Raw genomic sequence first — 24,875 nt, forward strand, 5'->3', positions numbered from 1 at the left:
CGGGGATCCGCCGGGTTTTGTCATGGAGTTCGGGCTTTGATGGGGAAGCAGTTTCGGTCATCGCGGAATGTGCTGCGGCGGATGCCGGCGATCGCACTTGCATTGTCGGTGTCGTTCACGGCGGTTTCGCCGGTTGCGGCGCAGTCGTTGACCGACCGCTTCAAGAGCCTGTTCGGCGGCAAGTCCGACGAGGCGGCCCCGCCCAAGCCAGCGCCCGCACCCGGCCAGCCGGCCGAAGACGATGTCGATTGCCCGCAGGTGACGGTGCGCGCAGGGGCCTCGACCTACGCGGTCGGCGCCTCCGGCAAGCCAGCCGTGGGCAATGAGATTCGATTCCAGGCCACGATCACCAAGATGGCGCGCGAATGCGCCCGCAGCAGCGCCGGCATCACCGCCCGCATCGGGATTCAGGGCCGCGTCATCGCCGGCCCCGCGGGCGCGCCTGCCACCGTCGAGGTGCCGCTCCGCATCGCCATCGTGCAGGGCGGCGTCGGCGAGAAGGTGATCGCCTCGAAGGCCTATCGGACCACGGTCGAGATGACGGACGGCGGCAGCGTGCCGTTCACGTTCGTCGCCGAGGATCTGAGCTATCCGGTGCCGGCAGCTGCGGTCGCTGATTCCTATGTCTTCTACGTCGGCTTCGACCCGCAAGCGCTGTCGCCTGAGCCGAAGGGGCGGAAGAAGAAGTAGGGGCTGCGGCGCATTCGGTGTCATGCCCCGCGCAGGCGGGGCATCCAGTACGCCGCGGCCTATCGGCTTAAGCACAACAGCCTCTGGGATACTGGATCACCCGCTTTCGCGGGTGATGACATCCGGTTTGTCGCCGCAGATTGCCCAACAAAAAAGCCGGCGCTCATCGCGCCGGCTGTTTGACTGGTGGAAGGCAAGTCCCTCAGTTCAGCTTCTGCCTGCAGCGATCTCAACTGTCATTGCCCGCGAAGGCGGGCAATCCAGTATTCCAGAGGCGGTGCGGCAAGAGCCGAGAAGCCGCAGCGTACTGGATCACCCGCCTTCGCGGGTGATGACACCGGGATTGCGGATGCTGTTACCCGCCCAACAAAAAAGCCGGCGCTGATCGCGCCGGCTTTTTGACTGGGTGAAGGCAAGTCCCTCAGTTCAGCTTCTGCCTGCAGCGCTCTCAACTGTCATTGCCCGCGAACGCGGGCAATCCAGTATTCCAGAGGCGGTGCGGCAAGAGCCGAGAAGCCGCAGCGTACTGGATCACCCGCTTCGCGGGTGATGACACCGGCATTGTGGATGCTGTTACCCGCCCAACAAAAAAGCCGGCGCTGATCGCGCCGGCTTTTTGACTGGGTGAAGGCAAGTCCCTCAGTTCAGCTTCTGCCTGCAGCGCTCTCAACTGTCATTGCCCGCGAAGGCGGGCAATCCAGTATTCCAGAGGCGGTGCGGCAAGAGCCGAGAAGCCGCAGCGTACTGGATCACCCGCTTCGCGGGTGATGACACCGGCATTGTGGATGCTGTTACCCGCCCAACAAAAAAGCCGGCGCTCAACGCGCCGGCTTTTTGATCGGTGAGGCAAATCCCTCAGTTCAGCTTCTGCCTGACTTCGCTGATGCCCTTGGCGAGCAGGTCGTCGGCGATCTGGCCCTTGACCGACTGCGACAGGATCGTGGAGGCAGCCTGGACGGCGGCTTCCGCGGCTGCGGCGCGGACATCGGCCAGCGCCTGGGCCTCGGCGAGCGCAATCTTGCTCTCCGCGGTCTTGGTCCGGCGGGCGACGAAGTCTTCCACCTTCGCCTTGGCGTCGGCCGCGATGCGCTCGGCTTCGCTTCTGGCGTTGGCGATGATCTCGGCGGCCTCGCGTTCCGCCGAGGCGGTGCGCGCCTTGTAGTCGGCCAGAACCTTGGCCGCTTCCTGCTTGAGGCGCTGGGCGTCGTCGAGCTCGGCCTTGATGCGGTCGGCGCGATGATCGAGCGCGGTCATCGCCGACTTGAAGACCCCGAGATAGCCGAACAAGACCATCAGGATCACGAAGGCGACGGCGACCCAAGTCTCCGGATCGAAGAACATATCGACTAACCCTTCAAGGACGCGTCAACGGCAGCATTGACCGAGGCCGCATCCGGAACGACGCCGGTGAGCTGCTGCACGATCTGGCCTGCCGCATCGGCCGCGATGCCGCGGACGTTGCTCATGGCGGCGGCGCGGGTCGAGGCGATGGTCTTCTCCGCCCCGGCGAGCTTGGCCGCCAATTGTTCTTCCAGCGCCTTGCGCTCGGCGTCGGCCTGCGCATTCGCCTTGTCGCGGGATTCGTTGCCGATCGCCTGTGCCCGCGTGCGCGCCGAGGCGAGCTCGCTTTCATAGGCCTTCAGCGCCGCCTCGGACTGATCCTTCAGCTTCTGCGCCTCAGTGAGGTCACCCTCGATCTTGTTCTGACGCGCCTCGATCGCACCGCCGACCTTCGGCAGAGCGAGCTTGGACACGATCACGTAAAGCAGGACGAAGAAGATCGCGAGCGACACCAGCTGCGAAGCAAAAGTGCTGCTCTCGAACGGCGGAAAACCGCCGCCGTGATGACCGCCATCGGCTTCGGTGTGAGCGCCCGCCGCCGGACCTTTTGCCCCGCCATGACTCTCGGCCATGGAGTACTCCTGTTGCTGTCACGCGCCGCTTCGGATGAAGCGGCGCGAAAGAAGTCGTTCTTTAGAAAACGAACAGCAGAAGCAGCGCGATCAGCAGCGAGAAGATGCCGAGCGCTTCGGTCACGGCGAAGCCGAAGATCAGGTTGCCGAACTGGCCCTGAGCGGCCGACGGATTGCGGACGGCTGCGGCGAGGTAGTTGCCGAAGATCACGCCCACGCCGACGCCCGCACCGCCCATGCCGATGCACGCGATGCCCGCGCCGATAAGTTTTGCTGCTGCCGGATCCATTTTAGACTCCTTGGAAGAAAGATTGGGTTGTGGGTGGAAATTCCCCGGACCGCTCAGTGTCCCGGATGAATGGCGTCGTTGAGGTAGATGCAGGTCAGGATCGCAAACACATAGGCTTGCAGGAACGCGACCAGAATCTCGAGGGCGTAGAGCGCGATCGTGAGCGCCAGCGGCAGCACGCCGCCGACCCAGCCGATGGCGCCGAGCGAGAAGCCCAGCATGGCGACGAAGCCCGCGAACACCTTCAGCGCGATGTGGCCGGCCAGCATGTTGGCGAACAGACGAATGCTGTGCGAGACCGGCCGCAGGAAGAACGACAGGACCTCGATGAACATGACCAGCGGCAGGACGTAACCGGGGACGCCGTGGGGAACGAAAATCTTGAAGAACTTCACGCCGTTCTTGGCGATGCCGTAGATCAGCACGGTGAAGAAGACCAGCAGCGCCAGCCCCGCGGTGACGATCAGATGACTCGAGATCGTGAAGGTGTAGGGAATGATGCCGACCAGGTTCGAGACGCAGATGAACATGAACAGCGAGAAGATCAGCGGGAAGAACTTCATGCCTTCCGAGCCGGCCGTCGAACGGATGGTCGAGGCGACGAACTCGTAGGAGATTTCGGCGACCGACTGCAGGCGGCCCGGAACCAGCTGCGTGCCGCTGGCGAGCATCAGGAGCGAGATGATCGCGACTGCCACCAGCATGTAGAGCGACGAATTGGTGAAGGCGATCGTGTGATTGCCGATATGGCCGATCGTGAAGAGAGGCTCGATGTTGAACTGGTGGATTGGATCGATTTTCATCGGCTCGGCATCTCTTGGTCTGCCGGGCGATGCCGGCGGGTCTCGGTCTGCCGGCCGGGCCGGCCCGTACCGGCGGAACCGGCACGATCATTCCTCTCCTGGTGGGATTGCCTTACGAACCACCGCGCCTGTTTTGACCCGCGCCCGCCGACCTCACCACATTCACCACGCCGGCCACGAAGCCGAGCAGCAGGAACACGATAAATCCGAAAGGCGACGTCGACAGCAAGCGGTCGAACCCCCAGCCAATCCCCGCTCCGACAGCGACACCGGCGACCAACTCGGAGGATAACCGAAAACCAAGCGCCATCGCCGAGGCTCTGGCCGCTCCGTCTCCACCGTCACCTGCGGGTTGCTCGGTCTTGATCCGGCGGCCGCGAAATTCGGACAACCGCTGATCGAGACTTCCGAGCCGTTCGGAAAGCGCAGCTTCCTCGGACGATCTATCGCGATCTCCATTCTCGCCGTGTCCCGTGCCCTGTGTCATGCAACGAAGACCCGAAACGCCGCGGCTGAATGGAAATTGCGCCCGCCACCCTCAAAAGCCGCGCGGACCATACTGATGGCCCATAATCAAGTCAAGCCAAGTCACGATTGCGTCTCTTTCGCTTATGCCATTGATTTTCTTGATAATATCGACGCGTGCGGCAGCGCTGCACACAGCGTGACGCCGCACCGCAGCAGCTCGCCTCACGATCGGCGGACACGGTTGCCATTTCGCCGCGCTGCCGGGATCAATGGGGATGGCTGGATCGTTCATGTCCGGCGGGTGTTTTGGGCGGCGGATCGCCTCGCCGGGGTGTAGAATTTGCGGGAGTGCCACCTACACGTCGTGGCGGAGAGCGCGATGAGACCTGTGACATCATCCACAACATCCTGGCTGGCGGCGGCGGCGTTCGCCGCGGCGATGGCCGTCAGCGGCGGCCTCAAGGCCGCCCAATCCGCGCCCGATGGCGAAAACGGCCGCTACAGCATGACGCCGATCCCCGAGGGCGTGCTACGGCTCGACACGCGCACGGGCACGGTTTCGACCTGCAGCAAGAACGGCGCCGGCTGGGCCTGCTACGCCGTGCCCGACGAACGGACCGCGCTCGACGCCGAGATCGGCAGGCTCCAGGTCGAGGTCGAGAAGCTGAAAGGACAGCTCGCGGCGGGGCCGACGGTGTCGGGCAAGATCGACGAGGCGTTGCCGAAATCCGACCCGCTGAAGAAGGAGCCCAGGGTTGCCGAGGGCGAGCGCAAGATCGAGATCCCGCTGCCGAGCGACCAGGACGTCGATCGCGTGATGTCGTTTCTGGAAAAGGCCTGGCGGCGGCTGATCGACATGGCCAATCGCGTCCAGAAGGACGTGTCGGGCAGGATTTGAGGAGCCGTAGAAGCCTTCCACGCGTTGAGCTCTCGTAGGGTGGGCAAAGGCGCAAAGCGCCGTGCCCACGAAATCCCTACGACGATGAAGAAAGACGTGGGCACGCTTCGCTTTGCCCACCCTACGGCAGCCTCCCGAGTTGAGATATCTGTCATGACATCCACCAAATCCGTCACCCGCTCGGCGCCGTCGTCGGTGCAGGCCACCACCATCGCTTCGTCATTGCTCACCGTGCAGACGTCCGGCCGCGGCTTCACCGATCTCACCAGCGAAGCGGCAAAATTCATCGGCGAGGTTCACGCCGGCGACGGCGCGTTGACGCTGTTCATCCGCCATACCTCGGCCTCGCTGACGATTCAGGAGAACGCCGATCCTTCGGTGCTCGTCGACCTCACGACCGCGCTGTCCCGGCTCGCGCCGGAGAATGCCGGATGGACCCACGACACCGAAGGGCCGGACGACATGCCGGCCCACGTCAAGACGATGTTGACCGGCGCCTCGCTCCAGGTCCCGGTCCTGGGCGGCCGGCTCGCGCTCGGCACCTGGCAGGCGATCTATCTGATCGAGCATCGCAAGCGCCCGCACCGGCGCGAGGTGGTGCTGCAATTCGTCGGCAGCAATCAGTAGGGCGTTTTCGCGCCAATCGCCGCCGGTTCGCGTCGGGAAGACGGCGTCGGCAAGCTGCCAAAACAAAACCGGCCGCGGGAGACCGCGGCCGGTTCGTGTTGTCGATCGCAGCCGTCGATCAGGTCGCCTTGATGTCGACGTCCTTGGTCTCGGGCAGGAAGAAGAAGCCGATCACCACGGTAATCGAGGCGAAGATGATCGGATACCAGAGGCCGGCATAGATGTCGCCGGTCGAGGCCACGATGGCGAAGGCGGTCGCCGGCAGCAGGCCGCCGAACCAGCCGTTACCGATGTGGTAGGGCAGCGACATCGAGGTGTAGCGGATGCGGGTCGGGAACAGTTCGACCAGCATCGCCGCGATCGGGCCGTACACCATGGTGACGTAGACCACGAGCACGAACAGCAGGCCGATGATCGCCGCCACCTGCGGACGGAAGATGTCGAACGGATGGGCCATCTTCACGATGCCGGCGTCGCCGGTCTTCGGATAGCCGGCCGCCTGCACCGCGGCGAGGACCGCCGGGTTGCCGTCCTTGGCGTTGGCGTACGGCACTTCCTTGCCGTTCACCATCACCTTCACGCCCGAGCCGGCCGCGCTTGGCGTGGTCGCGTACTTGACCGACGACTGCGACAGGTAGGCGCGTGCGGTGTCGCAAGGCGCGGTGAAGACGCGGGTGCCGACCGGGTTGAACAGATCGCCGCAGCCTGCGGGATCGGCCACCACCTCGACCTTGACCTGCTCGATGGCCTTTTCCAGCGCCGGGTTGGCGTTGGTGGTGATCATCTTGAAGATCGGGAAGAAGGTCAGCGCCGCGATCAAACAGCCGCCGAGGATGATCGGCTTGCGGCCGATCCGGTCGGACAGCATGCCGAACACGATGAAGAAGCCGGTGCCGAGCAGCAGCGACCATGCGATCAGCAGGTTGGCGGTGTAACCGTCGACCTTCAGGATCGATTGCAGGAAGAACAGCGCGTAGAACTGGCCGGTGTACCAGACCACGCCCTGGCCCATCACGCCGCCGAGCAGCGCGAGCAGCACGAGCTTGCCGTTCTGCCAGTTGCCGAAGGCTTCCGTCAGCGGGGCCTTCGAGCTCTTGCCCTCGTCCTTCATCTTCTGGAAGATCGGGGATTCGTTGAGGCGGAGCCGGATCCAGACCGAGATGCCGAGCAGCAGCACCGAGACCAGGAACGGAATGCGCCAGCCCCAGGCGGCGAAGTCGGTCTCGCCGATCGCCGAGCGGGTGAACAGGATCACCAGCAGCGACAGGAACAGGCCGAGCGTCGCGGTGGTCTGGATGAAGGAGGTGTAGTAGCCGCGCTTGCCGTTCGGAGCGTGCTCCGCGACATAGGTGGCCGCGCCGCCATATTCACCGCCGAGCGCCAGGCCCTGGGCGAGGCGCAGCGCGATCAGGATGATCGGAGCCGCGATGCCGATGGTCGCCGCGTTGGGCAGCAGGCCGACGATGAAGGTCGACAGACCCATGATCAGGATGGTGACGAGGAAGGTGTATTTGCGGCCGACGATGTCGCCGATGCGGCCGAACACGATCGCGCCGAAGGGGCGGACCAGGAAGCCGGCGGCGAAGGCCAGCAGCGCGAAGATGTCGCGGGTTGCCGGCGGATAGGCCGAGAAGAACTGCGCGCCGATGATGCCGGCCAGCGAGCCGTAGAGGTAAAAATCGTACCACTCGAAGACGGTACCGAGCGAGGAAGCGAGAATGACGAACCGTTCGTCCTTCGTCATCCCTCCCGCGCCTGCTTGAGATACAGCCATTGTCGACATGTTGAGTCGCTCCCCGAAATGCGTTTCCTCGCGCCCCAGACGTCCGGACATACCGGATCAACCCAGGCCTTGCCTGCAAGGTAACATCGGCGTGAAACCCACCCCAATACGACTTTCGGCCTTGCGCACTGACGCGCAGCTGACGTCCGGTATCATGCGCCGGCACGCTGCCACGGAGGCTTCGGATTAACCCCTTTGCGGCAAAGGGATAATGTGCACTTGCATGCCACGGCCGCTCAGGGAAGAATTGACACATCCGGGATCGGTCCGCCGGCCTGCGAACGACAGCAAGAGAACGATGAACGCTCCCTCGACCCATCTCGTCATCGCCGATGACCATCCCCTGTTCCGCGACGCGCTGCGACAGGCGGTGGCGGGCGTGCTGACCTCCGCCCGAATCGACGAAGCCGGATCGTTCGAGGATCTGACCACGCTTCTGGAACAGACCTCGGACGTCGACCTGATCCTGCTCGACCTCTCGATGCCTGGAATTTCCGGCTTTTCCGGCCTGATCTATCTGCGCGCACAATATCCGGCGATCCCGGTCGTGATCGTCTCGGCGTCAGATGACAGCGCGACGATCCGCCGCTCGCTCGATTTCGGCGCCTCCGGCTTCATTCCGAAGCGTTTCGGCGTCGAGACGCTGCGCGATGCCATCCTCAAGGTGATGGAAGGCGACGTGTGGGTTCCCGCCGACACCGATTTGTCGGCAGCCGCCGACCCCGACATGACGCGCCTGCGCGACCGCCTGGTGACGCTGACGCCGCAGCAGGTCCGGGTCCTGATGATGCTGTCGGAGGGCCTCCTCAACAAGCAGATCGCCTACGAGCTCGGCGTCTCCGAGGCCACCATCAAGGCGCACGTCTCGGCGATCCTGCAAAAGCTCGGCGTCGAGAGCCGCACCCAGGCCGTGATCGCCGCCGCCAAGATCGCCGGCGGCCAGTGGAAGCAGGGCACGCCGACGGGGTGAACCCTGCTTCGCCATCAAATCCGTCATCCTTCGAGGCTTCCGGCGCCATGCTTTCGCATCGCGCCGCTCGCATCTCAGGACGACGGGGGCAATTCGCTATCGCGTCTCGAGGAGGCTGGCGGCGGCCCGGATATCCGCCGTCTCCGAGCCTGCCGCAAAACCCTCGAGCGCCGATTGAAGCAATTGCCTGGCTTCGTCACGCCGGCCGCGTCCGGCGATGACACCGGCGAGGTCGATCGCGGCCCGCAGCTCCCAGGCCTTGGCGCCTTTGCGACGGCTCAGATCCAGCGACTGCATGAAGCGGGCTTCCGCTTGCGCGACATCGGGCTCCGGCAACGACAGCAGGATTCTGCCCTTCATCCGCAGCAGCTCGGGCATGTAGAGGTGATCGCCGCTCCGCGCGACGAGGCGGATCGCATCGTCGATCAGTTCCGCGCCCTGCTCGATCCGTCCGAGCGCGAGCAGGCCCTGGACCAGCGCGATGTTGAACGTCGTGGTCAATAGCTCGTAGCCGGCATCGTGGAGCTCGCGCAGGCAGGTCCTGATCGTCTCGACGCCGCCGGCGGCATCGCCGCGCCGGATCGCCAGCTCGCCTTTGACACCGCGGCCGACGGCGAGATAGGGGCCCATCGAGCGCGAGCTGGCATGCGCGATGAAGCGGTCGATGTTCGCCTCCGCGCCGTCGAGGTCCCCGCCCCAGAGATCGATCGAGACCGCCCAGATCAATGCGATGCAGAGTGTGATCGGGTGATCCATCTGCCCGGCCTCGGTGACCGTCTGCCGTGCCAGCTGCAGCGCGTCCGCGGGCCGACCCTGCAACCAGAGTTCCCTGGCCAGCGTGATGCCGGCCCGGTTGCGATGATCGAAGCCGTACACCGTGCTGATTCGTTCCGTGCCCGGTCCCTGCCAGGCGACTTCCAGCATCTTCAGCGCGTCGCGATGCTCGCCTGCCAGATGCAGCGAGACGCCGAGGAGGGAATGGGCGAGGGCGATCGAGGCGGTATCGCCCAGCGAGCTTGCGACTGCGAGGCTCTGTTGCGCATAGCCGAGCGCGGCGTCGAACTCCCCCATCCGCTCGTGGAAGATATGCATCCGGCCGAGCAGCTGGAGCCGATTGACGTCGTCGCCGCGGGCTTGCGCGATCGCAAGGCTCCGGCTCAAGGCGCCGCGCGCCGCTTCGCTGCCGCCCCGGGTGAACATCAGGGTCAGTCCGAGGGCGGCCTGGATGTGCATTTCCTCGGCGCTGCCGCGCGCGGAGGGGGCGATCGCCAGCAGCGCCCGCTCCGACCAGCGCCGGCATTCGATCAACAGGGACATCGCCAGGAAGATCGGCGCCGCCGCGGCGGCGAGCGCGATGCCGATGCCGGGATCACCGTCCGCGCCGAAGCACCAGTCCAGCGCGGCGCGCACATTGTGAAGCGCGGAGAAGTGAACAGCGCGTTCGTCCGCGCTCGGCACCGCGACCCATGACGTGCCGGCCTGTTCCAGCCAGCGCCGGTAGTACGTCGCGTGGCGGGCGGCGAGCGCCGCGTCGTCCGGTTCGATCTCGCGCAGATAGGCGCGCGTGGTGTCGAGCAGGCGGTAGCGCATCATGGCGCCGATGGGGCGCGGCGCCACCATCGATTTGGCAACGAGGCTGTCGACGGCGTCGAACAGATGCGCCTGGTCGATTCGCGCGTCCGGCACGACCTCGAGCGCGGCGTCGAGGGTGAAATGGCCGGCGAAGACGGCAAGCCTGCGCAGCACGATCCGTTCGCGATCCGACAGCAGTCCGTAGCTCCAGTCGAGCGTGGCCTGCAGCGTCTTCTGCCGGGGTGGCGCAGTGCGCTGGCCCTGCCAGAGCAGGTTGAGGCGCTCGTCCAGCAGTGCGGCGGTTTGCGTGAGGCCATAGGCCTCGACCCGGCCGGCGGCGAGCTCGATCGCCAGCGCCATGCCGTCGAGCTTGCGGCAGATCCTCGCGATCACCGCGGCATTGGCATCATCGAGCGCGATCTGCGCGCCGCTGGACACGGCGCGTTCGAGGAACAGTTGCAGCGCCGGATAGGTCTGCGCTGCGGCGGCCGTCAGTCCGGAGCCGTCGGGCGGAACCGCGAGCGGAGCCAATCGATAGACCTGCTCGCCCTCGACGCGCAGCGCTTCGCGGCTGGTGGCGAGGATATGGACGTGAGGCGCCGCGTGGAAGATCTCCGCCGCCAGCGGCGCGGCGGCCGCGACGACGTGCTCGCAATTGTCGAGGATCAGCAGCATCCGCTTGTCATGCAGATGCGCCAGCAGCGCGGGCAGGGGATCGTCGGCCTGGGCCGGCAAGCCCAGCATCAGCAGGATCGAGGTGATCACGAGATCGGGATCGCTCAGCGCGGCGAGGTCCACGAAGTGCGCGGCGTCCGAGAATGTTTCGAGCAGATCGTGGGCGATGGCCACGGCGACCGCAGTCTTGCCGACGCCGCCGGGGCCGGCAATCGTGACAAAGCGCGAGGTCACGAGCTTATTGGAGACGGCGGCGATCGCATCGTCGCGCCCGACCATCCGCTGCAGCCGGTTCGGCAGTTTCACGGGCGGCAATTCCGGTCGCGGTGCTGGGCGCTGCGTCGCCGCGCCACCTGCATGCGAGATCGGCGCCACGAAGCAATAGCCGCGGCCGGAGAGCGTCGTGATGTAGCGGGTGCCGTTCTTGCCGTCGCCGAGCGCCTTGCGAAGCGCCGCGACGTGAAAGCGCAGGCTGGCCTCTTCGACCGTGAGGCCGGGCCACACCAGCGCCATCAGGTCCCATTTGCTGACGACCTCGTTCGGCCGCGACATCAGCGCCATCAGCGTGTCGAACGCTTTCGCGCCGAGCGGCAACGCCACGCCGTCGCGCGTCACGAGCCTTTCATGCGGTGTCACGGAGAATGGCCCGAACGACAATGTTCCCGTCGCGGTGCCGGCAGGCTCGGTCATGGCGAAAATCTTGGTTCCTTCGACCGACCCGATAGCCAGATGATCGCGATCCTGCAAGGCCGTCCCTGCATCGGCATCAGACCGCGGATGCAGGCCTTGTGAGGCGCGTAAGGCGAGGCCTCACAACTTCTCACAAGTCCAAACGGGCGTGCTGCCGCAGCCGCTGCTAGTCAGTGGCGTGACGGTGAGGAGACCACGATGGCGCAGGCGGCAAAGATACTCTACACGGCGAGGACCCACACCAGCGGCGGACGGCACGACGGCATATCGCGCAGCTCCGACGGCCGCCTGGACGTCAAGCTGTCGCCGCCGGGCGGCACCGGCATCGGCACCAATCCCGAGCAATTGTTCGCTGCCGGCTGGTCGGCCTGCTTCGAGGGCGCGATGGAGATCGCGGCCCGCAAACGCAATGTCGACCTTCCCCGGAAATGCGCTGTCGATGCGGAGATCGATCTCATGCTCGACGACGGCGCCTATTCGCTGCGGGCGCGCCTCAATGTCAGTCTTCCGGGCCTGGACCCCGAGACGGCGCGCGGCATCGTCGATGATGCGCACCAGACCTGTCCTTATTCCAAGGCCGTTCGCGGCAACGTCGACGTCACGGTCGCGCTGATCTGACGCACCATCACCAAACCATCGAAAGGCAGCACCACCATGAAGCAGATCATCGACCAGCATCGTCGCAATTTCTTCGGCGTCGCGGCCGGATCCGTCGCCGTCGGTCTCGGCGTGATCGACCTCGCGCGTGCCGAGACGGACGCGCCGCGGTCCCAGGCGTCGACTGCGACCTTTGCGGTCAAGCAGATCGATGCCGGCGTTCTCGATGTCGGCTATGCCGAGGCAGGCCCGTCGAACGGTCCCGTGGCGATCCTGCTGCACGGCTGGCCCTACGACATCCACGCCTTCGTCGACGTCGCGCCGATCCTGGCCAAGGCCGGCTATCGCGTGATCATCCCTCATTTGCGCGGCTACGGCACGACGCATTTCCTCTCCAGCGAGACGCCGCGCAACGGCGAGCCCGCCGCGATGGCCGCTGACATCATCGCGCTGATGGACAAGCTCGACATCAAGAAGGCCGTCGTCGCCGGCTTCGACTGGGGCGCGCGCACCGCCGACATCATCGCCGCGCTGTGGCCGGAGCGCTGCCGCGCGCTGGTGTCGGTCAGCGGCTATCTGATCTCGAGCCAGGCCGCCGGCAACATGCCGCTGCCGCCGTCGGCCGAGCTGCAATGGTGGTATCAATTCTATTTCGCGACCGAGCGCGGCCGCGCCGGCTACGAGAAATACACGCACGATTTCGCCAAGCTGATCTGGAAGCTCGCCTCGCCGCTGTGGAAGTTCGACGACGCCACCTTCGCCCGCAGCGCGGCGGCGCTGGACAACAAGGATCACGTCGCGATCACGATCCACAATTACCGCTGGCGGCTCGGGCTTGCGCAGGGCGAGGCGAAATACGACGAGCTCGAAAGGAAGCTCGCGGCCGGCCCGGTGATCAGCGTTCCCACCATCACGATGGAGGGCGATGCCAACGGCGCGCCACATCCCGAGCCCAGCGCCTATGCCAAGAAGTTTTCTGGCCGCTACGAGTTTCGCCTGATCACCGGCGGCATCGGTCACAATCTGCCGCAGGAAGCGCCGCAAGCCTTTGCCAAGGCGGTCATCGACGCCGACGGCGCCTGATCATCGCTGTGATGCCTCGGTCCGGCGCGGCTGGACCGAGGATGTGCCGACCCAACCTGAAGAAATGACATGACGCCCAACGAACCCCAGACGAAGACGCGCTCCTATGCCACGGCGATCACGCTGGCCGCGCTTGCTCTCGTCATTCTCCTGACCTGCGTGCCCTATCTGATCTCGATCGCGCTTGCCGAGGGGCCGAAACAAAACACTGAAGCCTCGCCGATCTTCGGCGTCACGATTCCGCCGGGCTACAAGCAGTGGGAGCTGATCGCGCCGGCGGAAGAGGCCGCGCCGCTCGATGAGCTTCGCGCCGTGGTCGGCAACCAGACCGCGATCGATGCGTATCAGACCGGCAGGCTGCCATTCCCCGACGGCACCATCCTGGTCAAGCGTGCATGGAAGCGGAAGCAGTCGCCCGAGTTTGCCTCCGCGACGATTCCCGGTGCCGCCACCACCGTGCAGGTGATGGTGAAGGATTCCAGGAAATACGCCGCGACCGGCGGCTGGGGCTTTGGCCGCTTCGTCGGCGGCAAGCCGGTCGATGAAGCTCAGCACCGCACCTGCTGGGGCTGTCACGAAGCCCGTGCGAAAAGCCAAGACTACGTCTTCACCCGGCTTGCGCCCTGAAGCGGGCCTCGGCCGGCGATCATCATGAACCATTTGAATTGCCGCCCCGACCAAGGGCCGGAAGCGCGTTTTCTCCAAAAGGCGCTGGTGGATCATGACACAGCTTCCAAACTTGATCCGCAGGATCCCGACGACGCCCGCCGGAAGCGAGTAAAGAAAGCCTTGAGCCCAAAATGACGAGCAATTGAGCTATGCAGAAGCGCTCGATCCCGAACGTGAGGCCATTCGCAGCTGATGGTCGAAAGACGCTTCTCCTGCTGCTTCTGCTTCTCGCGATCCCCGCAGGCGCCTGCTCCGCGCAGACACCGCCGCCGCCGCTCGACGAACATGCATTGGAGCATGTGCCGCCGACGATCGCGAGGAGATTGGCGACCCGCTTTTCGCTGGGCGCATTCGCCGGCCGCTTCGAGGAGACGCCGCTCGGCGCGGTCCGCAAAGCCGTAGGCGAAGGGACCATCCAGCACCGGGGCGACGCGGGAGATAGCATCTATTGGCTGTGTTACAGGCGCGCGCAGCATCGGTTGTGGGTCGTGTCCAGCGGCGAGATGGGCGGTCCGGACCACCGCGTCACGGCGATCGTCGAAGAGCTCACCGAGAAGGACACGGAGACGTCGACCGATTGCGCCGTCATCCCGGACAAGTTCGGCCCCGTCGTCTTCGACGGCAAGCTGCATTTGGGTATGTCGCGTTCGGAGGTCGTGGCGGCGCTGGGACCGCCGTCGAAGTCGGAAGCTGCCGGGATGGTGTATTCTCACGGCGGCAAGCTCGCAAACGGCTTCGACGAGACCGCATGGCTCGTTCTCCGGTTTCGTGAGGACAAGCTCGTGTCCATGCGCGGCGGCAAGACCACGACGAATTGAGGCGGCTCACCCCAACGGCTTGCGTCTTCGTCGGGCAAAACAGCAATTGCTGGGTCAATCGGCTCGCCGGCAAATATTCTTCTTTACAGAAATTCGGAATTGTCGTAGTTGTCGCCCATCCTGATCCGGCGAAAAGGGGCGGTCGTACGTCGTCACGAGCCGCGGATCGGGCTGCGGTGGACGCATTGGCGCCGTCGCGGATGTGAGGCGCAGGGCGGGGTGATGGATTGAGCCGATCCCCGTGAGCGTTTCGCAAGCCGCGTTGTACGAGCGGCACCGATGCGTGCGGCAAAACCGTGTCGTCCTGGCCGTCGTTGCCACGGTCAAGCCTTGCGGACGCGGCCTGGCGCCAACCGGCGTCATGTCGGCGAATTCCGTGAGGCGAGGGAGGCCAGAAGGAAAGTTCGGCTCCCGGGAGAGCATGGCATAAGCCGTCCGACCATCGCGCAGGGAAGGCCGAGCGTTCGGCGTCACCTGTATGCTGCTGTGCGGTTCTTCCTGCGTGCGCATTTCGCGCAGCGGACCGCGGGTGCCAGCCGGCGCCCGGCCTTCCCTGCGCCCTTTTCTCCAGGAGGGCGTGACGAGACGCGCAAGACTCGGGCGAAACGCGCCGCGAGAAGGCGAAGACGTGTCTGTAGCCACACAATTGGTGTCATCGCCCGGCCAGTGCGCAATTGCGCACTAGGACCGGGCGATCCAGTATTCCGAGACGGCAGTGACTGAACCGAAAAGCCGCGGCGTACTGGATTCCCCGCTTTCGCGGGGAATGACGGCGTCAATTGGGGAGCGAGCCATCACCTCATGCTCCGTCATTGCGAGGAGCGAAGCGACGAAGCAATCCAGAATCTCTCCGCGGGATTCTGGATTGCTTCCGCCTTAGCCCGAGGCTTCGGCGGACAAGTCGCTGCGCTCGCAATGACGCGGTGGGCCATTCAAAGCCGCGGCCGGTCTTGACCAGCCGCGCCACTCACTCCGCCGCCACCATCTGCTGCGTGCGCCACTGGCCGAGCAGGGCGCGGAGCGAGGCCGGCTTGACCGGCTTGTTGAGCACCGCGACCTTCTCGTCGCGGGCGGCCACCTGCACGGCGGGGCTGCGGTCGGCGGTGATCAGGATCGCGGGGATGCCGTCGCCGAAACGGCGGCGGATCTCGCGGATCGCGGCGATGCCGTTGCCGCGGTCGAGATGGTAGTCGACCAGGAGGCCGGTGACGCGGCGGCCGGCGGTCTCGATCGCGGCGATCGCGCCTTCGGGATCGGCGACCGCGATCACCTCGGCATCCCACGCCTTCAGCAGCGTACGCATGCCGTCGAGGATCGCCGCGTCGTTCTCGATGCAGACGATCAGCGCGCCCGAGATCGGCGTGCGCGCCAGCGGCGTCGCGCTGGTCACGGCGGCGGTGTGGGTGATCGCCTTGGCGGTCGGCACGGTCACCGAGAACACCGAGCCGCCGCTTTTGTTGCCGTCGATGGCGATGCCGTGCTTGAGCACGCGCGCAAGGCGTTCGACGATCGACAGGCCGAGGCCGAGGCCGCGCGCGATCCGCGCGCCCTGTTCGAGCCGGTGGAACTCTTTGAAGATCTCGCCGCGCTTGACCGGCGGGATCCCGACGCCAGTGTCGTAGACGCAGATCTTGAGCGAGGCGCCCTGGCGGCGACAGCCGACCAGCACGCGGCCGCGCGGGGTGTATTTGATCGCGTTCGAGATCAGGTTCTGCAGCAGGCGGCGCAGCAGCAGCCGATCCGACTCGACCGGCAGCGAGCAGGGCACGAAGGCGAGCTCGAGGCCCTTGGCGCGCGCGATCGGCGCGAACTCGATCTCCAGCGAGCGCATCAGGTCGGCCATCTTGAAGCTCGAGATCGAGGTGGTCATCGCCCCGGCGTCCAGCCTGGAGATGTCGAGCAGCGCGCCGAGGATCTCTTCGATCGCCTGCAGCGATTCGTCGATGTTCTCGACCAGGCGCGTTTCCTCGCCGCCGTGCTGGCGCTCGACCAGGCTCGTGACATAGAGCCGCGCCGCGTTCAGCGGCTGGAGAATGTCGTGGCTGGCGGCGGCGAGGAAGCGCGTCTTGGAGATGCTGGCGTCTTCGGCCGCGCTCTTGGCCAGCGCCAGCTCGGAGTTCAGCCGCGTCAGCTCCTCGGTACGGTCGCGCACGCGCTTTTCCAGCGTCGCATTGGCGCGCTCGAGCGCTTCGGCGGCTTCGAAGGTGGGTGTGACGTCGGTGAAGGTGATGACGAAGCCGCCGCCGGGCATGCGGTTGGTGAGCACCTCGATCACCATGTGGCGTTCCGGCAGGCGTTCGAGATATGGCTCGCTGTCGGTGGTGTAGGCCACCAGCCGCTGCTCGATCATCGCTTCGCGGTCGGCCTGGTTTTCGGGATCGCTCACGCCCATGAATTCCAGGATCTCGCGCAGGGGCGTGCCGAACTGGACGATGTGCGGGGGCACGTTGAGGAGATCGCCGAACTGCCGGTTGGAGCAGATCAGCTGCAGGTCGGCATCGAATACGGCGATACCCTGGCGCACGTGGTTGAGTGCGGTCTGGAGGATCTCGCGGTTGAAATGCAGGGCCGCGTGCGAATCGTCGAGCAGTTTCAGCGCGGCCTTCGCCGACACCGTCCGCTTGCGCAGCAGCAGCGACATCACGAGGCGCGAGGAGGCCGCTCCGATCGAGGAGGCGATCAGGTGCTCGGCGTGCTGCAGCAGCTCGAAATCGGCAGGTGCTCCGGGCTCCAGCCGCAGATTGCGCCGCGCGGAGAAGGCCTCGAAGGAATGCCGTGCACGGTCGGGGCCGAGATATTGCGCGACGGTGGTCTGGATGTCCTGAACGGTGACGGTGGTGCGCCAGCGGCGGAAGCTCGGCGAGATCGGCGCGAGCGTGTTGGGCACGAACAGATCGGCCTGCAAGAGCTCGATGGACGAGGGCCTGCGCGCCAGCGACAGCAGCACGTAGGTCAGGATGTTGAGCGACAGCGACCAGATCACGCCGTGCATCAGCGGCGGCAGGTCGGCGCCGAACAGCGCCTGGGGTCGCAGCGCCTCGATGCCGAACGGGCCGTGCTGGAGCCACAGGATGCCTGCCGTGGAGGAATCCATGAAGCTCGGCATGAACAGCGTGTAGAGCCACACCGCGAAGCCGACCAGCATGCCGCCGATCGCGCCGCGCGCGGTGGCGCGCCGCCACAGCAGCCCGCCGAAGAAGCTCGGCGCGAGCTGGGCGATGGCGGCAAAGGACAGCAGGCCGATCGCCGCGAGCTGGGTGTTGCCGAGCGCGCGGTAGTAGAAATACGCCATCACCATGATGGCGAAGATCGCGAGCCGCCGCGAGCGCAGCAGGAAGTCGCTGAAATCGGCGCCGCCGGTGCGCCCCTCCGGCCGCCGCTGCAGCACCAGGGGCACGATGAGGTCGTTCGAGACCATGATCGAGAGCGCGACGCATTCGACGATCACCATCGCGGTCGCCGCCGACAGGCCGCCGACGAAGACGGCGACGCTGAGCAGGTCCGCGCCGCCCTCCATCGGCAGGGCCAGCACGTACATGTCGGGGTCGGCCGCGCCGAACGGGAAGCTGACGAGGCCGGCGAGCGCGATCGGGATCACGAACAGATTGATGGCGACGAGGTAGAGCGGGAACAGCCAGCGCGCGCGGCCGACCTCGGCGTCGGACGAATTCTCGACGACACTGACGTGGAACTGGCGCGGCAGCAGCATGATGGCGCACAGCGACAGCAGCGTCATGGTGAGAAAATTACCGATCGACGGCGAATAGTTGATGGCGCGCACCGCCTCCGGCGTCTTCATGGCGCGCTCGATCAGTTCGTGCGGGGAGAACATCCAGAAGGTGACGAAGATGCCGGCGGCGAGGAAGGCGACCAGCTTGATGATGGATTCGGTCGCCACCGCCAGCATCAGGCCGTGCTGGTGCTCGGTCGCGTCGGTCTGTCGCGTGCCGAACAGCACCGCGAAGGCCGCCATTGCCAGCGTCACCATCAGCGCGACGTCGCCGACGATCGGGATGTGGGAGAAGGCCTGGTCTTCGCTCAGGATCGTCGCGAGCGAGGAGGCGACCGCCTTGAGCTGCAGCGCGATATAGGGCACCGAGCCGATGATCGCGATTCCGGCGACGGTGGCCGCCACCGCCTGGCTCTTGCCGTAGCGGGCGCCGATGAAGTCGGCGATCGAGGTGATGTTGTGCGCTTTGGCGAGCTGGATCACGCGACGCAGGATGCCGGCGCCGAGCCCGATCATCAGGATCGGGCCGACATAGATCGCGAGGAAGTCGGTCGAGGTGCGCGTCGCAAAGCCCACCGAGCCGAAGAAGGTCCAGGAGGTGCAATAGATCGCCAGCGACAGCGGATAGATCAGCCCGGAGGCGCGGCCGCGCCCGGCCGGCGAGCGGCGGTCGCCATGGCTCGCCACCAGGAACAGGAAGCCGATATAGCCGAAGGCGGCGGCGATCACGCCCCAGTCGTGCAGCATGGGAAACGCGCTTCCTCCAGGGCGCCGGCGGCGCCCGATCTTCCCCAGGCGCAAGAGCACCCGGTCTCATTATCCAAGTAAATTTCCAAGCAAATCTAGCGCGTTGGGCGGGCGCAAGCGACAGCGAAATGCCGGACGGAGGCGGGAACTGGGGTTGTCGTTAAGCTGTAGGAGGACACCGGGGACACTTACCCTCCCCTGGAGGGGGAGGGTCGATCGCGCGAAGCGCGAGCGGGGTGGGGTGATCTCTCAGCACGGGCAGTGTGTTCGTGGAGGGGCTGTCACCCCACCCCGCTATGCATTCCGCTTCGCTCCATGCATAGCGACCCTCCCCCTCCAGGGGAGGGTAAGAGAAGAAAAACGCCTACTCCGCCGCCAGCGACTTCTCGCGCAGCGGCAGGCCGAGACGCTCCCACACTTGCAGCAGGGCCTCGGCGAGCTGATCGATCAGGCCGTCGTCGTGATAGGGCGAGGGCGTGATGCGCAGCCGCTCGCTGCCTTTGGGAACGGTCGGATAGTTGATCGGCTGGATGTAGATGCCGTGCTCATCGAGCAGGAGGTCGGAGGCCTGCTTGCACTTCTCGGGATCGCCGACGAACAGCGGCACGATGTGGGTGTCGCTCGACATGACCGGCAGGCCGGCGGCGTTGAGGATCGCCTTGACGCGGGCAGCACGGTCCTGGTGGCGCTCGCGCTCCCAGTTCGAGGTCTTCAGATGCTTGATCGCGGCGGTCGCGGCCGAGCAGATCGCCGGCGGCAGCGCGGTGGTGAAGATGAAGCCCGGCGCATAGGAGCGCACGGCATCGATGATCTGGCCGTTGGCGGCGATGTAGCCGCCGAGGCAGCCGAACGCCTTGGCGAGGGTGCCTTCCAGCACGTCGATGCGGTGCATGACGCCGTCACGCTCGGCGATGCCGCCGCCGCGCTGGCCGTACATGCCGACCGCGTGGACCTCGTCGACATAGGTCATCGCGTTATATTTCTCGGCGAGATCGCAGATCTTGGCGAGCGGGGCGACGTCGCCGTCCATGGAATAGAGGCTCTCGCAGGCGATCAGCTTCGGACGGTTCGGGTCCGCCGCTTTCAGCAGCTCCTCGAGATGGGCCAGATCGTTGTGACGGAACACGACCCGCTCGCAGCCGGACTGGCGGATGCCCTCGATCATCGAATTGTGGTTGAGCTCGTCCGACAGGATGAGACAGTTCGGAATGAGCTTGGCGATGGTGGGAATGCCGGTCTGGTTCGAGACATAGCCCGAGGTGAACAGCAGCGCGGCTTCCTTGCCGTGGAGATCGGCGAGCTCGGCTTCGAGCTGGACCAGCGGATGATGCGTGCCGGCGATGTTGCGGGTGCCGCCGGCTCCGGTGCCGACGCGCGTCGCGGTCTCGACCATGGCGCCGACCACTTTCGGGTGCTGGCCCATGCCGAGATAGTCGTTGGAGCACCAGATCACGACGTCGCGCTTGCCCTTGGGCGAGTGCCAGACCGCGTGCGGGAATCGGCCGGCGGTGCGCTCGAGGTCGGCGAACACGCGGTAGCGCCGTTCAGCATGGAGACGATCGAGGGCGGTATCGAAGAACTGGTTGTAATCCATCGGCAAAACCTGCAACGGAACCCGGCCACGGCGGCCACTCGTTTTTAGAGCTTTTCCAGCTCCAATGTCTATGCGCCAGCACACATTTGTGGCGAGGCGTGCGGGTATATTGATAGCGCCCCGTCGCGGGGGATAGTTGATGTGGATCAAACGCCTAACACTTGCCCGCCGGCGCGGACCGAGGCTGGCGGAAAGCGCAGGGACCGTTGCAGCCGGCTTGGACATTTTGTCCATGGGGCACGCTCGGTCCATGATGGCTGAGCCGGTCGCGCCGATGTCGTAGCCTTGCAGTCTGCGAGGCGCGGATCGGCGCCCGGCAAGCTCATGCGAAAGGACGCCCGATGAAGCGCGTGATGATCCTCAACGGTCCCAACCTCAACATGCTCGGCATCCGCGAGCCGCACATCTACGGCACGACGACGCTCGCAGAGGTCAATGCGAGCTGCGAGGCGGTCGCGGCCAAGCTCGGCCTCAAGCTCGCCTTCCACCAGTCCAACCATGAAGGCGTGCTGGTCGACCTGATTCAGTCGGCGCGGCAGGATGCCGACGCCATCGTCATCAATCCCGCGGGCTTCTCCTTCACCTCGGTCGCGATCATGGACGCGATCAAGACGTTCGAGGCCCCGGTGCTGGAGGTGCATATCTCCAACATCCACGCCCGCGACGAATATCATCGTCACTCCAAGATCTCGTTCGTGGCGACGGGCGTGATCTGCGGGCTGGGGCCGTTCGGCTACATCGCAGCGCTGCACGCGATCGCGAATATGAAGTGAGGCGGCTCCCTCGCCCCGCAAGCGGGGAGAGGCGAAGAGCTCACGTCGTCTTGAACTGCAGCACGCCGTCCTTGGTCTCGGCCGTCAGGCGGCCCTCGACGATCATGTAGTTGACGTGCGCGACGAGCTCGCCGGCGGCAAAGCCCATCTGGTGCTCGTCGAGCACGTGCTTGTTGAAGACAACAGGCACCAGAGCGCGCGAGGTCTGCGGCACCTCGCGGCAGGCTTCCGCGATCAGGCGGCAGCGCTCTTCATGGTGGTCGGCGAGCTGCTTGATGCGGGTCTTCAGTCCGTAGAACGGCACGCCGTGGCCCGGCAGCACCAGCACGTCATAGGGCAGCGTCGTGGTGAGGCTGGCGAGCGAAGCCAGATATTCGCCGAGCGAGTTCTGGTCGGGCTCGACCGCCCAGACGCTGACATTGGGCGAGATCTTGCTAAGCACCTGGTCGGCGGAGAGGAACAGCTTGTCGTCGGCGCAGTACAGCATCACCTGGTCGAGCGCGTGGCCGCCGCCGGTGATCACCTTGAAGCGGCGCGTGCCGATCACGACGTCCTCGCCGTGGGAGATGCGGCGGTAGGAGGGCGGCAGCACCGAGACGCGCTTGAGATAATCCTGGCCGCGGCCGAGCAGCTTCTCGGTGAGCGACTCGTCCATGCCGTGGCGGCGGAAGAACAGCCGCTGCGCTTCCTGCCGCTCCGCAGTGCCGCGGTTCTGGTGATAGACCGATTGCAGATATTCGACCTGCGACATCACCAGCGGGCAATTGAAGCGCTCGACCACCCAGCCCGCCAGTCCGACATGGTCGGGGTGGGAGTGGGTGACGATCAGGCGCGTGATGGTGATGCCCTTCAGCGGTCCGTCGAACAGCTTGGTCCAGGCCTCGATGGTTTCCTCGTTGCCGAAGCCGGTATCGACCATCGCATAGCCGTCGCCGTCGGCGAGCAGGTAGATGTTCACGTGGTTGAGGCGGAACGGCAATTTCAGCCGTGCCCACAACACGCCGGGCCTGACCTCGACGATCTCGTCGTGGCCGGGATGCTGTTCCCAGGGATAGCGCAGTGCCTCGGCCGAGGACTGGGCGGTGTCGGATTTTGCGTTCATGTTACCCGCTTAAACCCAGCGCGGGCGGGGCGCCAGCCGAAAAAGGCTGGCCCGTGGTCTCCGCATGGCGGTCATACCGCAGCATTTTTCCGTAGCCCGGATGGAGCGCAGCGCAATCCGGGGCTTCCGCGCTTGTGGCACGGATCCCGGATTACGCTGTGCTCCATCCGGGCTACGGCTACGGGACGGCGTCCTTACGCCGCCCGCATGTTGTTGAGGAACGCGTCGATCTCTCCGCGCAGCATGTCGGCCTCGCGGCGGAGCGCGTCGGAGGCGCCGAGCACCTCGTTCGCGGCCGCGCCGGCCTCGGCGGAGGCGGTGGAGACGCCGACGATGTTGCTGGAGACCTCGCTGGTGCCGCCGGCCGCATGCTGGATGTTGCGGGCGATCTCGCGCGTCGCCGCGCCCTGCTCCTCGACCGCGGCCGCGATCGTCGTGGTCACGTTGTCGATCTCGCCGATGATCCGGCCGATGCCCTGGATGGCGCCGACTGCCGACGTGGTGATGTCCTGCATGCTGGCGATCTGGGTGCGGATTTCCTCCGTCGCCTTGGCGGTCTGGCTTGCGAGGCTCTTCACCTCGGAGGCAACCACCGCGAAGCCGCGGCCGGCCTCGCCCGCACGCGCCGCCTCGATGGTGGCATTGAGCGCGAGCAGATTGGTCTGCGAGGCGATGGTCTGGATCAGGTCGACCACGACGCTGATGCGGCTCGCGCTGTCGGCGAGGCTTTGCACCGTGGCGTCGGTGGCGCCGGCCTCGTCGACCGCTTTCTTGGCGATCGCGGCCGAAGTGACGACCTGCTTGCTGATCTCCTCGATCGAGGAGGACAGCTGTTCGGTGCCCGACGACACGGTCTGCACGTTGACCGAGGTCTCCTCGGCGGCGGAGGCGACCGCGTTCACCAGCGCGTTGGACTGGTCGGCGGTGGTCGACATGCTCTGCGCGGTCGACTGCATCGAATTGGCCGACTGCGCCAGATTGTCGAGCGCGGAGCGCACCGTGTTCTCGAATTCGGCGATCTTCGCTTCCATGCGCGCGGCGCGCTCGGCCTTGGCGACACGGTCCTTGTCCTGCTCGGCGGCGAGCGCCCGGGCCTCGATCATGCTGTCGCGGAACACGGTCAGCGTTTCCTTCATCACGCCGATCTCGTCGTTCTGGCGGGAGCGGACGATCTCGGTGTCGAGGTCGCCGGCCGACAGCAGCTGCATGGCGCGCTGAAGCTCGCGGATGCGGCGCAGGATGTTGCGGCCGACATAGAGCCAGACGAACAGCGCCGAGCCGACCAGCATCAGGGAGCCGAGCGCCAGCATCACGGTCGTCGCCAGCGAGGTCTCCTGCTGCGCCTGGGAGGTCGAGGCGTTGGTCTCCTTCTGCACACCGTCGACGAGCTGCTGCACGCTGATGCCGAGGCCGACATTGAGCTTGCGCGTCTCGTCCAGGATGGTCTGGCCGTAGTCGATCGAGTCGAGCTCCTTCTCGCGCAGATTGAACACGCCGGTCTTGCCGGTGCCGAGCGCGAGCAGCTTTTCCGCCGACTCGCGCAGCATCTTGTTGCCCTGATTGTCCGGCAACAGATCGAGGTTGGAGCGCAGGCGGCCCTGTGCCGTCTTGAATTCCTTCTGGATGTCGTCGAGCTTGTCGCTGGTGCTCGCGGACAGCGCCGCGCTCATGTCGGCGGCGGCCAGATTGCCGCTGGCGACGACGTTGCCGAGCTGGCCGACGGTCTGCGCGGCGTCGCTGGCATCCGCGGCCGACAGGTCGGCCGAGCCGAGAATGGCGTTGACCCGGGTCTGCGCGTCGAGCATCGCCGGACTGGCCGCGCCGACGAAGGAGCCCTGCGCGTTGCGCAGCGCATCATATTGTTTCTCGTGAAGCGCGGCGATATCCAGCCGCTCGCGGGCGGCCTTGGTGAGGCTCTGCGCCGCCTCGTTGATGCTCTTCATCGTTTCGCTGAGGCCGGAGACGACGCTCTTGTCGCCGCCGAGCTGGATGATCTCGGTGAGCTTCTGCTGGGTCTGCTCCTGCAATTCCCTGAGCTTCTTGGTGCGCTCGTTGAGGGCCTCCTCGCTCTGCGCCGCGAGCAGGGCCGGTCCCTGGGCCGCCAGACTCGCGCTCAGTGCCGACAATTGAAGGCTGGCGGCAAGGCGCGGAATGTCCCGCCCGCTCAGCTCGGTCATGCGTCCGCCGAGATTTTGCAGCGCCAGGCCCGCGCCGGCCGCGATCACGAGGCCCATGCCCGCGATCACCGCGAAGGCCGTGAACAGGCTGCCGCGCACGCCCCATGTCGGCAGTTTGAAGCGAGGCAGAAAACGGCCCAAGCGGCCAAGCCCCAGACGGATCGCCATCGAAAATTCCCCCAGCTCTTGCTTATCTTTGTGGCCGGC

General features: G+C 65.8%; 22 protein-coding genes. 11 read left to right on the top strand and 11 right to left on the bottom strand.

The genetic code is table 11. The features are described 5' to 3' along the window. Nucleotides 1–39 precede the first annotated feature (39 nt). Entirely contained in the window at nt 40–690 is a 651-nt protein-coding gene (locus CO669_RS00330) for a hypothetical protein (RefSeq protein WP_097657237.1), read from the top strand. An 855-nt stretch (nt 691–1,545) separates the two neighbouring features. Here CO669_RS00330 and CO669_RS00335 read toward each other — a convergent pair. The 5 genes from CO669_RS00335 to CO669_RS00355 all read right to left on the bottom strand — a co-directional run bounded on the left by CO669_RS00335 (nt 1,546) and on the right by CO669_RS00355 (nt 4,182). Then, the gene (locus CO669_RS00335) at nt 1,546–2,031 is read right to left on the bottom strand and encodes a F0F1 ATP synthase subunit B family protein (RefSeq protein ID WP_097657238.1); all 486 of its coding nucleotides are present in this window, start codon (nt 2,029–2,031) and stop codon (nt 1,546–1,548) included. Nucleotides 2,032–2,036: 5 nt separating this feature from the next. Further along, on the bottom strand, nt 2,037–2,603 hold the full coding sequence (locus CO669_RS00340) for a F0F1 ATP synthase subunit B family protein (RefSeq protein ID WP_097657239.1): 567 nt from the start codon (nt 2,601–2,603) through the stop codon (nt 2,037–2,039). 61 nt (nt 2,604–2,664) lie between these two features. Continuing rightward, nucleotides 2,665–2,892, bottom strand: a complete 228-nt coding sequence (locus tag CO669_RS00345) for a F0F1 ATP synthase subunit C (protein ID WP_018643436.1) — start codon at nt 2,890–2,892, stop codon at nt 2,665–2,667. Nucleotides 2,893–2,945: 53 nt separating this feature from the next. Next, nucleotides 2,946–3,695, bottom strand: coding sequence for a F0F1 ATP synthase subunit A (locus CO669_RS00350; RefSeq protein ID WP_097657240.1), 750 nt, complete (start codon nt 3,693–3,695; stop codon nt 2,946–2,948). 112 nt (nt 3,696–3,807) lie between these two features. Further along, on the bottom strand, nt 3,808–4,182 hold the full coding sequence (locus CO669_RS00355; protein WP_097657241.1) for an AtpZ/AtpI family protein: 375 nt from the start codon (nt 4,180–4,182) through the stop codon (nt 3,808–3,810). A 75-nt stretch (nt 4,183–4,257) separates the two neighbouring features. Between CO669_RS00355 and CO669_RS35795 the strand changes: the two genes are divergently transcribed. The 3 genes from CO669_RS35795 (at nt 4,258) to CO669_RS00365 (ending at nt 5,688) form a co-directional block, all read left to right on the top strand. After that, nucleotides 4,258–4,500 carry a hypothetical protein gene (locus CO669_RS35795; RefSeq protein ID WP_198963738.1) on the top strand — a complete coding sequence of 81 codons (243 nt, stop codon included), beginning with the start codon at nt 4,258–4,260 and terminating at the stop codon, nt 4,498–4,500. 42 nt (nt 4,501–4,542) lie between these two features. Then, nucleotides 4,543–5,061 carry a hypothetical protein gene (locus CO669_RS00360; RefSeq protein WP_097657760.1) on the top strand — a complete coding sequence of 173 codons (519 nt, stop codon included), beginning with the start codon at nt 4,543–4,545 and terminating at the stop codon, nt 5,059–5,061. Between the two features lie 153 nt (nt 5,062–5,214). Beyond that, complete coding sequence (locus CO669_RS00365; protein ID WP_198963739.1) at nt 5,215–5,688, top strand: secondary thiamine-phosphate synthase enzyme YjbQ; 474 nt, start codon at nt 5,215–5,217, stop codon at nt 5,686–5,688. Nucleotides 5,689–5,806: 118 nt separating this feature from the next. On the opposite strand, the gene CO669_RS00370 is transcribed toward CO669_RS00365, so the two are convergent. Further along, entirely contained in the window at nt 5,807–7,432 is a 1,626-nt protein-coding gene (locus tag CO669_RS00370) for an MFS transporter (RefSeq protein ID WP_198963740.1), read from the bottom strand. A 337-nt stretch (nt 7,433–7,769) separates the two neighbouring features. On the opposite strand from CO669_RS00370, the gene CO669_RS00375 reads away from it, so the two are divergent. Further along, nucleotides 7,770–8,441 (top strand): response regulator, encoded by a 672-nt coding sequence (locus CO669_RS00375; RefSeq protein WP_097657244.1) that lies wholly within the window; start codon nt 7,770–7,772, stop codon nt 8,439–8,441. 96 nt (nt 8,442–8,537) lie between these two features. Here the strand turns inward: CO669_RS00375 and CO669_RS00380 are convergent, their stop codons facing one another. Beyond that, complete coding sequence (locus CO669_RS00380; RefSeq protein WP_097657761.1) at nt 8,538–11,378, bottom strand: ATP-binding protein; 2,841 nt, start codon at nt 11,376–11,378, stop codon at nt 8,538–8,540. A 198-nt stretch (nt 11,379–11,576) separates the two neighbouring features. Here CO669_RS00380 and CO669_RS00385 point away from each other — a divergent pair, with 198 nt between their 5' ends. The 5 genes from CO669_RS00385 to CO669_RS00400 all read left to right on the top strand — a co-directional run bounded on the left by CO669_RS00385 (nt 11,577) and on the right by CO669_RS00400 (nt 14,545). Further along, on the top strand, nt 11,577–11,996 hold the full coding sequence (locus CO669_RS00385; protein WP_097657245.1) for an organic hydroperoxide resistance protein: 420 nt from the start codon (nt 11,577–11,579) through the stop codon (nt 11,994–11,996). A gap of 36 nt (nt 11,997–12,032) precedes the next feature. After that, nucleotides 12,033–13,058 (top strand): alpha/beta fold hydrolase, encoded by a 1,026-nt coding sequence (locus CO669_RS00390; protein WP_097657246.1) that lies wholly within the window; start codon nt 12,033–12,035, stop codon nt 13,056–13,058. A 69-nt stretch (nt 13,059–13,127) separates the two neighbouring features. Then, nucleotides 13,128–13,685: a cytochrome P460 family protein gene (locus CO669_RS00395; RefSeq protein WP_097657247.1), complete on the top strand. Its 558-nt coding sequence runs from the start codon at nt 13,128–13,130 to the stop codon at nt 13,683–13,685. A gap of 24 nt (nt 13,686–13,709) precedes the next feature. Then, nucleotides 13,710–13,862 (top strand): hypothetical protein, encoded by a 153-nt coding sequence (locus tag CO669_RS35560; protein WP_158228727.1) that lies wholly within the window; start codon nt 13,710–13,712, stop codon nt 13,860–13,862. Nucleotides 13,863–14,026: 164 nt separating this feature from the next. Then, nucleotides 14,027–14,545, top strand: a complete 519-nt coding sequence (locus CO669_RS00400) for a hypothetical protein (protein WP_143278591.1) — start codon at nt 14,027–14,029, stop codon at nt 14,543–14,545. 967 nt (nt 14,546–15,512) lie between these two features. Here CO669_RS00400 and CO669_RS00405 read toward each other — a convergent pair. Then, complete coding sequence (locus CO669_RS00405; RefSeq protein WP_097657249.1) at nt 15,513–19,022, bottom strand: PAS domain-containing hybrid sensor histidine kinase/response regulator; 3,510 nt, start codon at nt 19,020–19,022, stop codon at nt 15,513–15,515. A 364-nt stretch (nt 19,023–19,386) separates the two neighbouring features. Continuing rightward, nucleotides 19,387–20,616 (bottom strand): 5-aminolevulinate synthase, encoded by a 1,230-nt coding sequence (gene hemA / locus CO669_RS00410; protein WP_097657250.1) that lies wholly within the window; start codon nt 20,614–20,616, stop codon nt 19,387–19,389. Between the two features lie 341 nt (nt 20,617–20,957). On the opposite strand from hemA, the gene aroQ reads away from it, so the two are divergent. Beyond that, nucleotides 20,958–21,389, top strand: a complete 432-nt coding sequence (gene aroQ, locus CO669_RS00415; protein WP_097657251.1) for a type II 3-dehydroquinate dehydratase — start codon at nt 20,958–20,960, stop codon at nt 21,387–21,389. Between the two features lie 40 nt (nt 21,390–21,429). Here aroQ and CO669_RS00420 read toward each other — a convergent pair whose 3' ends face one another. Both CO669_RS00420 and CO669_RS00425 read right to left on the bottom strand, forming a co-directional pair. Beyond that, complete coding sequence (locus CO669_RS00420; RefSeq protein ID WP_097657252.1) at nt 21,430–22,491, bottom strand: MBL fold metallo-hydrolase; 1,062 nt, start codon at nt 22,489–22,491, stop codon at nt 21,430–21,432. 194 nt (nt 22,492–22,685) lie between these two features. After that, entirely contained in the window at nt 22,686–24,836 is a 2,151-nt protein-coding gene (locus CO669_RS00425; RefSeq protein WP_097657253.1) for a methyl-accepting chemotaxis protein, read from the bottom strand. Nucleotides 24,837–24,875 lie beyond the last annotated feature (39 nt).

Source organism: Bradyrhizobium sp. Y36, from assembly GCF_002531575.1.
Lineage (GTDB): Bacteria > Pseudomonadota > Alphaproteobacteria > Rhizobiales > Xanthobacteraceae > Bradyrhizobium.

Excerpts from the sequence above, each read along its gene's own strand:
- CO669_RS00365 (WP_198963739.1), top strand. The coding sequence starts at position 5,215 with ATGACATCCACCAAATCCGTCACCCGCTCGGCGCCGTCGTCGGTGCAG.
- CO669_RS00420 (WP_097657252.1), bottom strand. The coding sequence starts at position 22,491 with ATGAACGCAAAATCCGACACCGCCCAGTCCTCGGCCGAGGCACTGCGC.
- CO669_RS00395 (WP_097657247.1), top strand. The coding sequence starts at position 13,128 with ATGACGCCCAACGAACCCCAGACGAAGACGCGCTCCTATGCCACGGCG.
- CO669_RS00330 (WP_097657237.1), top strand. The coding sequence starts at position 40 with ATGGGGAAGCAGTTTCGGTCATCGCGGAATGTGCTGCGGCGGATGCCG.
- aroQ (WP_097657251.1), top strand. The coding sequence starts at position 20,958 with ATGAAGCGCGTGATGATCCTCAACGGTCCCAACCTCAACATGCTCGGC.
- CO669_RS00385 (WP_097657245.1), top strand. The coding sequence starts at position 11,577 with ATGGCGCAGGCGGCAAAGATACTCTACACGGCGAGGACCCACACCAGC.
- CO669_RS00375 (WP_097657244.1), top strand. The coding sequence starts at position 7,770 with ATGAACGCTCCCTCGACCCATCTCGTCATCGCCGATGACCATCCCCTG.
- CO669_RS00360 (WP_097657760.1), top strand. The coding sequence starts at position 4,543 with ATGAGACCTGTGACATCATCCACAACATCCTGGCTGGCGGCGGCGGCG.
- CO669_RS00405 (WP_097657249.1), bottom strand. The coding sequence starts at position 19,022 with ATGCTGCACGACTGGGGCGTGATCGCCGCCGCCTTCGGCTATATCGGC.
- CO669_RS00355 (WP_097657241.1), bottom strand. The coding sequence starts at position 4,182 with ATGACACAGGGCACGGGACACGGCGAGAATGGAGATCGCGATAGATCG.
- CO669_RS00370 (WP_198963740.1), bottom strand. The coding sequence starts at position 7,432 with ATGACGAAGGACGAACGGTTCGTCATTCTCGCTTCCTCGCTCGGTACC.
- CO669_RS00350 (WP_097657240.1), bottom strand. The coding sequence starts at position 3,695 with ATGAAAATCGATCCAATCCACCAGTTCAACATCGAGCCTCTCTTCACG.
- CO669_RS00345 (WP_018643436.1), bottom strand. The coding sequence starts at position 2,892 with ATGGATCCGGCAGCAGCAAAACTTATCGGCGCGGGCATCGCGTGCATC.
- CO669_RS00425 (WP_097657253.1), bottom strand. The coding sequence starts at position 24,836 with ATGGCGATCCGTCTGGGGCTTGGCCGCTTGGGCCGTTTTCTGCCTCGC.
- CO669_RS35795 (WP_198963738.1), top strand. The coding sequence starts at position 4,258 with ATGGCCCATAATCAAGTCAAGCCAAGTCACGATTGCGTCTCTTTCGCT.
- CO669_RS00335 (WP_097657238.1), bottom strand. The coding sequence starts at position 2,031 with ATGTTCTTCGATCCGGAGACTTGGGTCGCCGTCGCCTTCGTGATCCTG.
- CO669_RS00380 (WP_097657761.1), bottom strand. The coding sequence starts at position 11,378 with ATGACCGAGCCTGCCGGCACCGCGACGGGAACATTGTCGTTCGGGCCA.
- hemA (WP_097657250.1), bottom strand. The coding sequence starts at position 20,616 with ATGGATTACAACCAGTTCTTCGATACCGCCCTCGATCGTCTCCATGCT.
- CO669_RS00340 (WP_097657239.1), bottom strand. The coding sequence starts at position 2,603 with ATGGCCGAGAGTCATGGCGGGGCAAAAGGTCCGGCGGCGGGCGCTCAC.
- CO669_RS00390 (WP_097657246.1), top strand. The coding sequence starts at position 12,033 with ATGAAGCAGATCATCGACCAGCATCGTCGCAATTTCTTCGGCGTCGCG.
- CO669_RS35560 (WP_158228727.1), top strand. The coding sequence starts at position 13,710 with ATGAACCATTTGAATTGCCGCCCCGACCAAGGGCCGGAAGCGCGTTTT.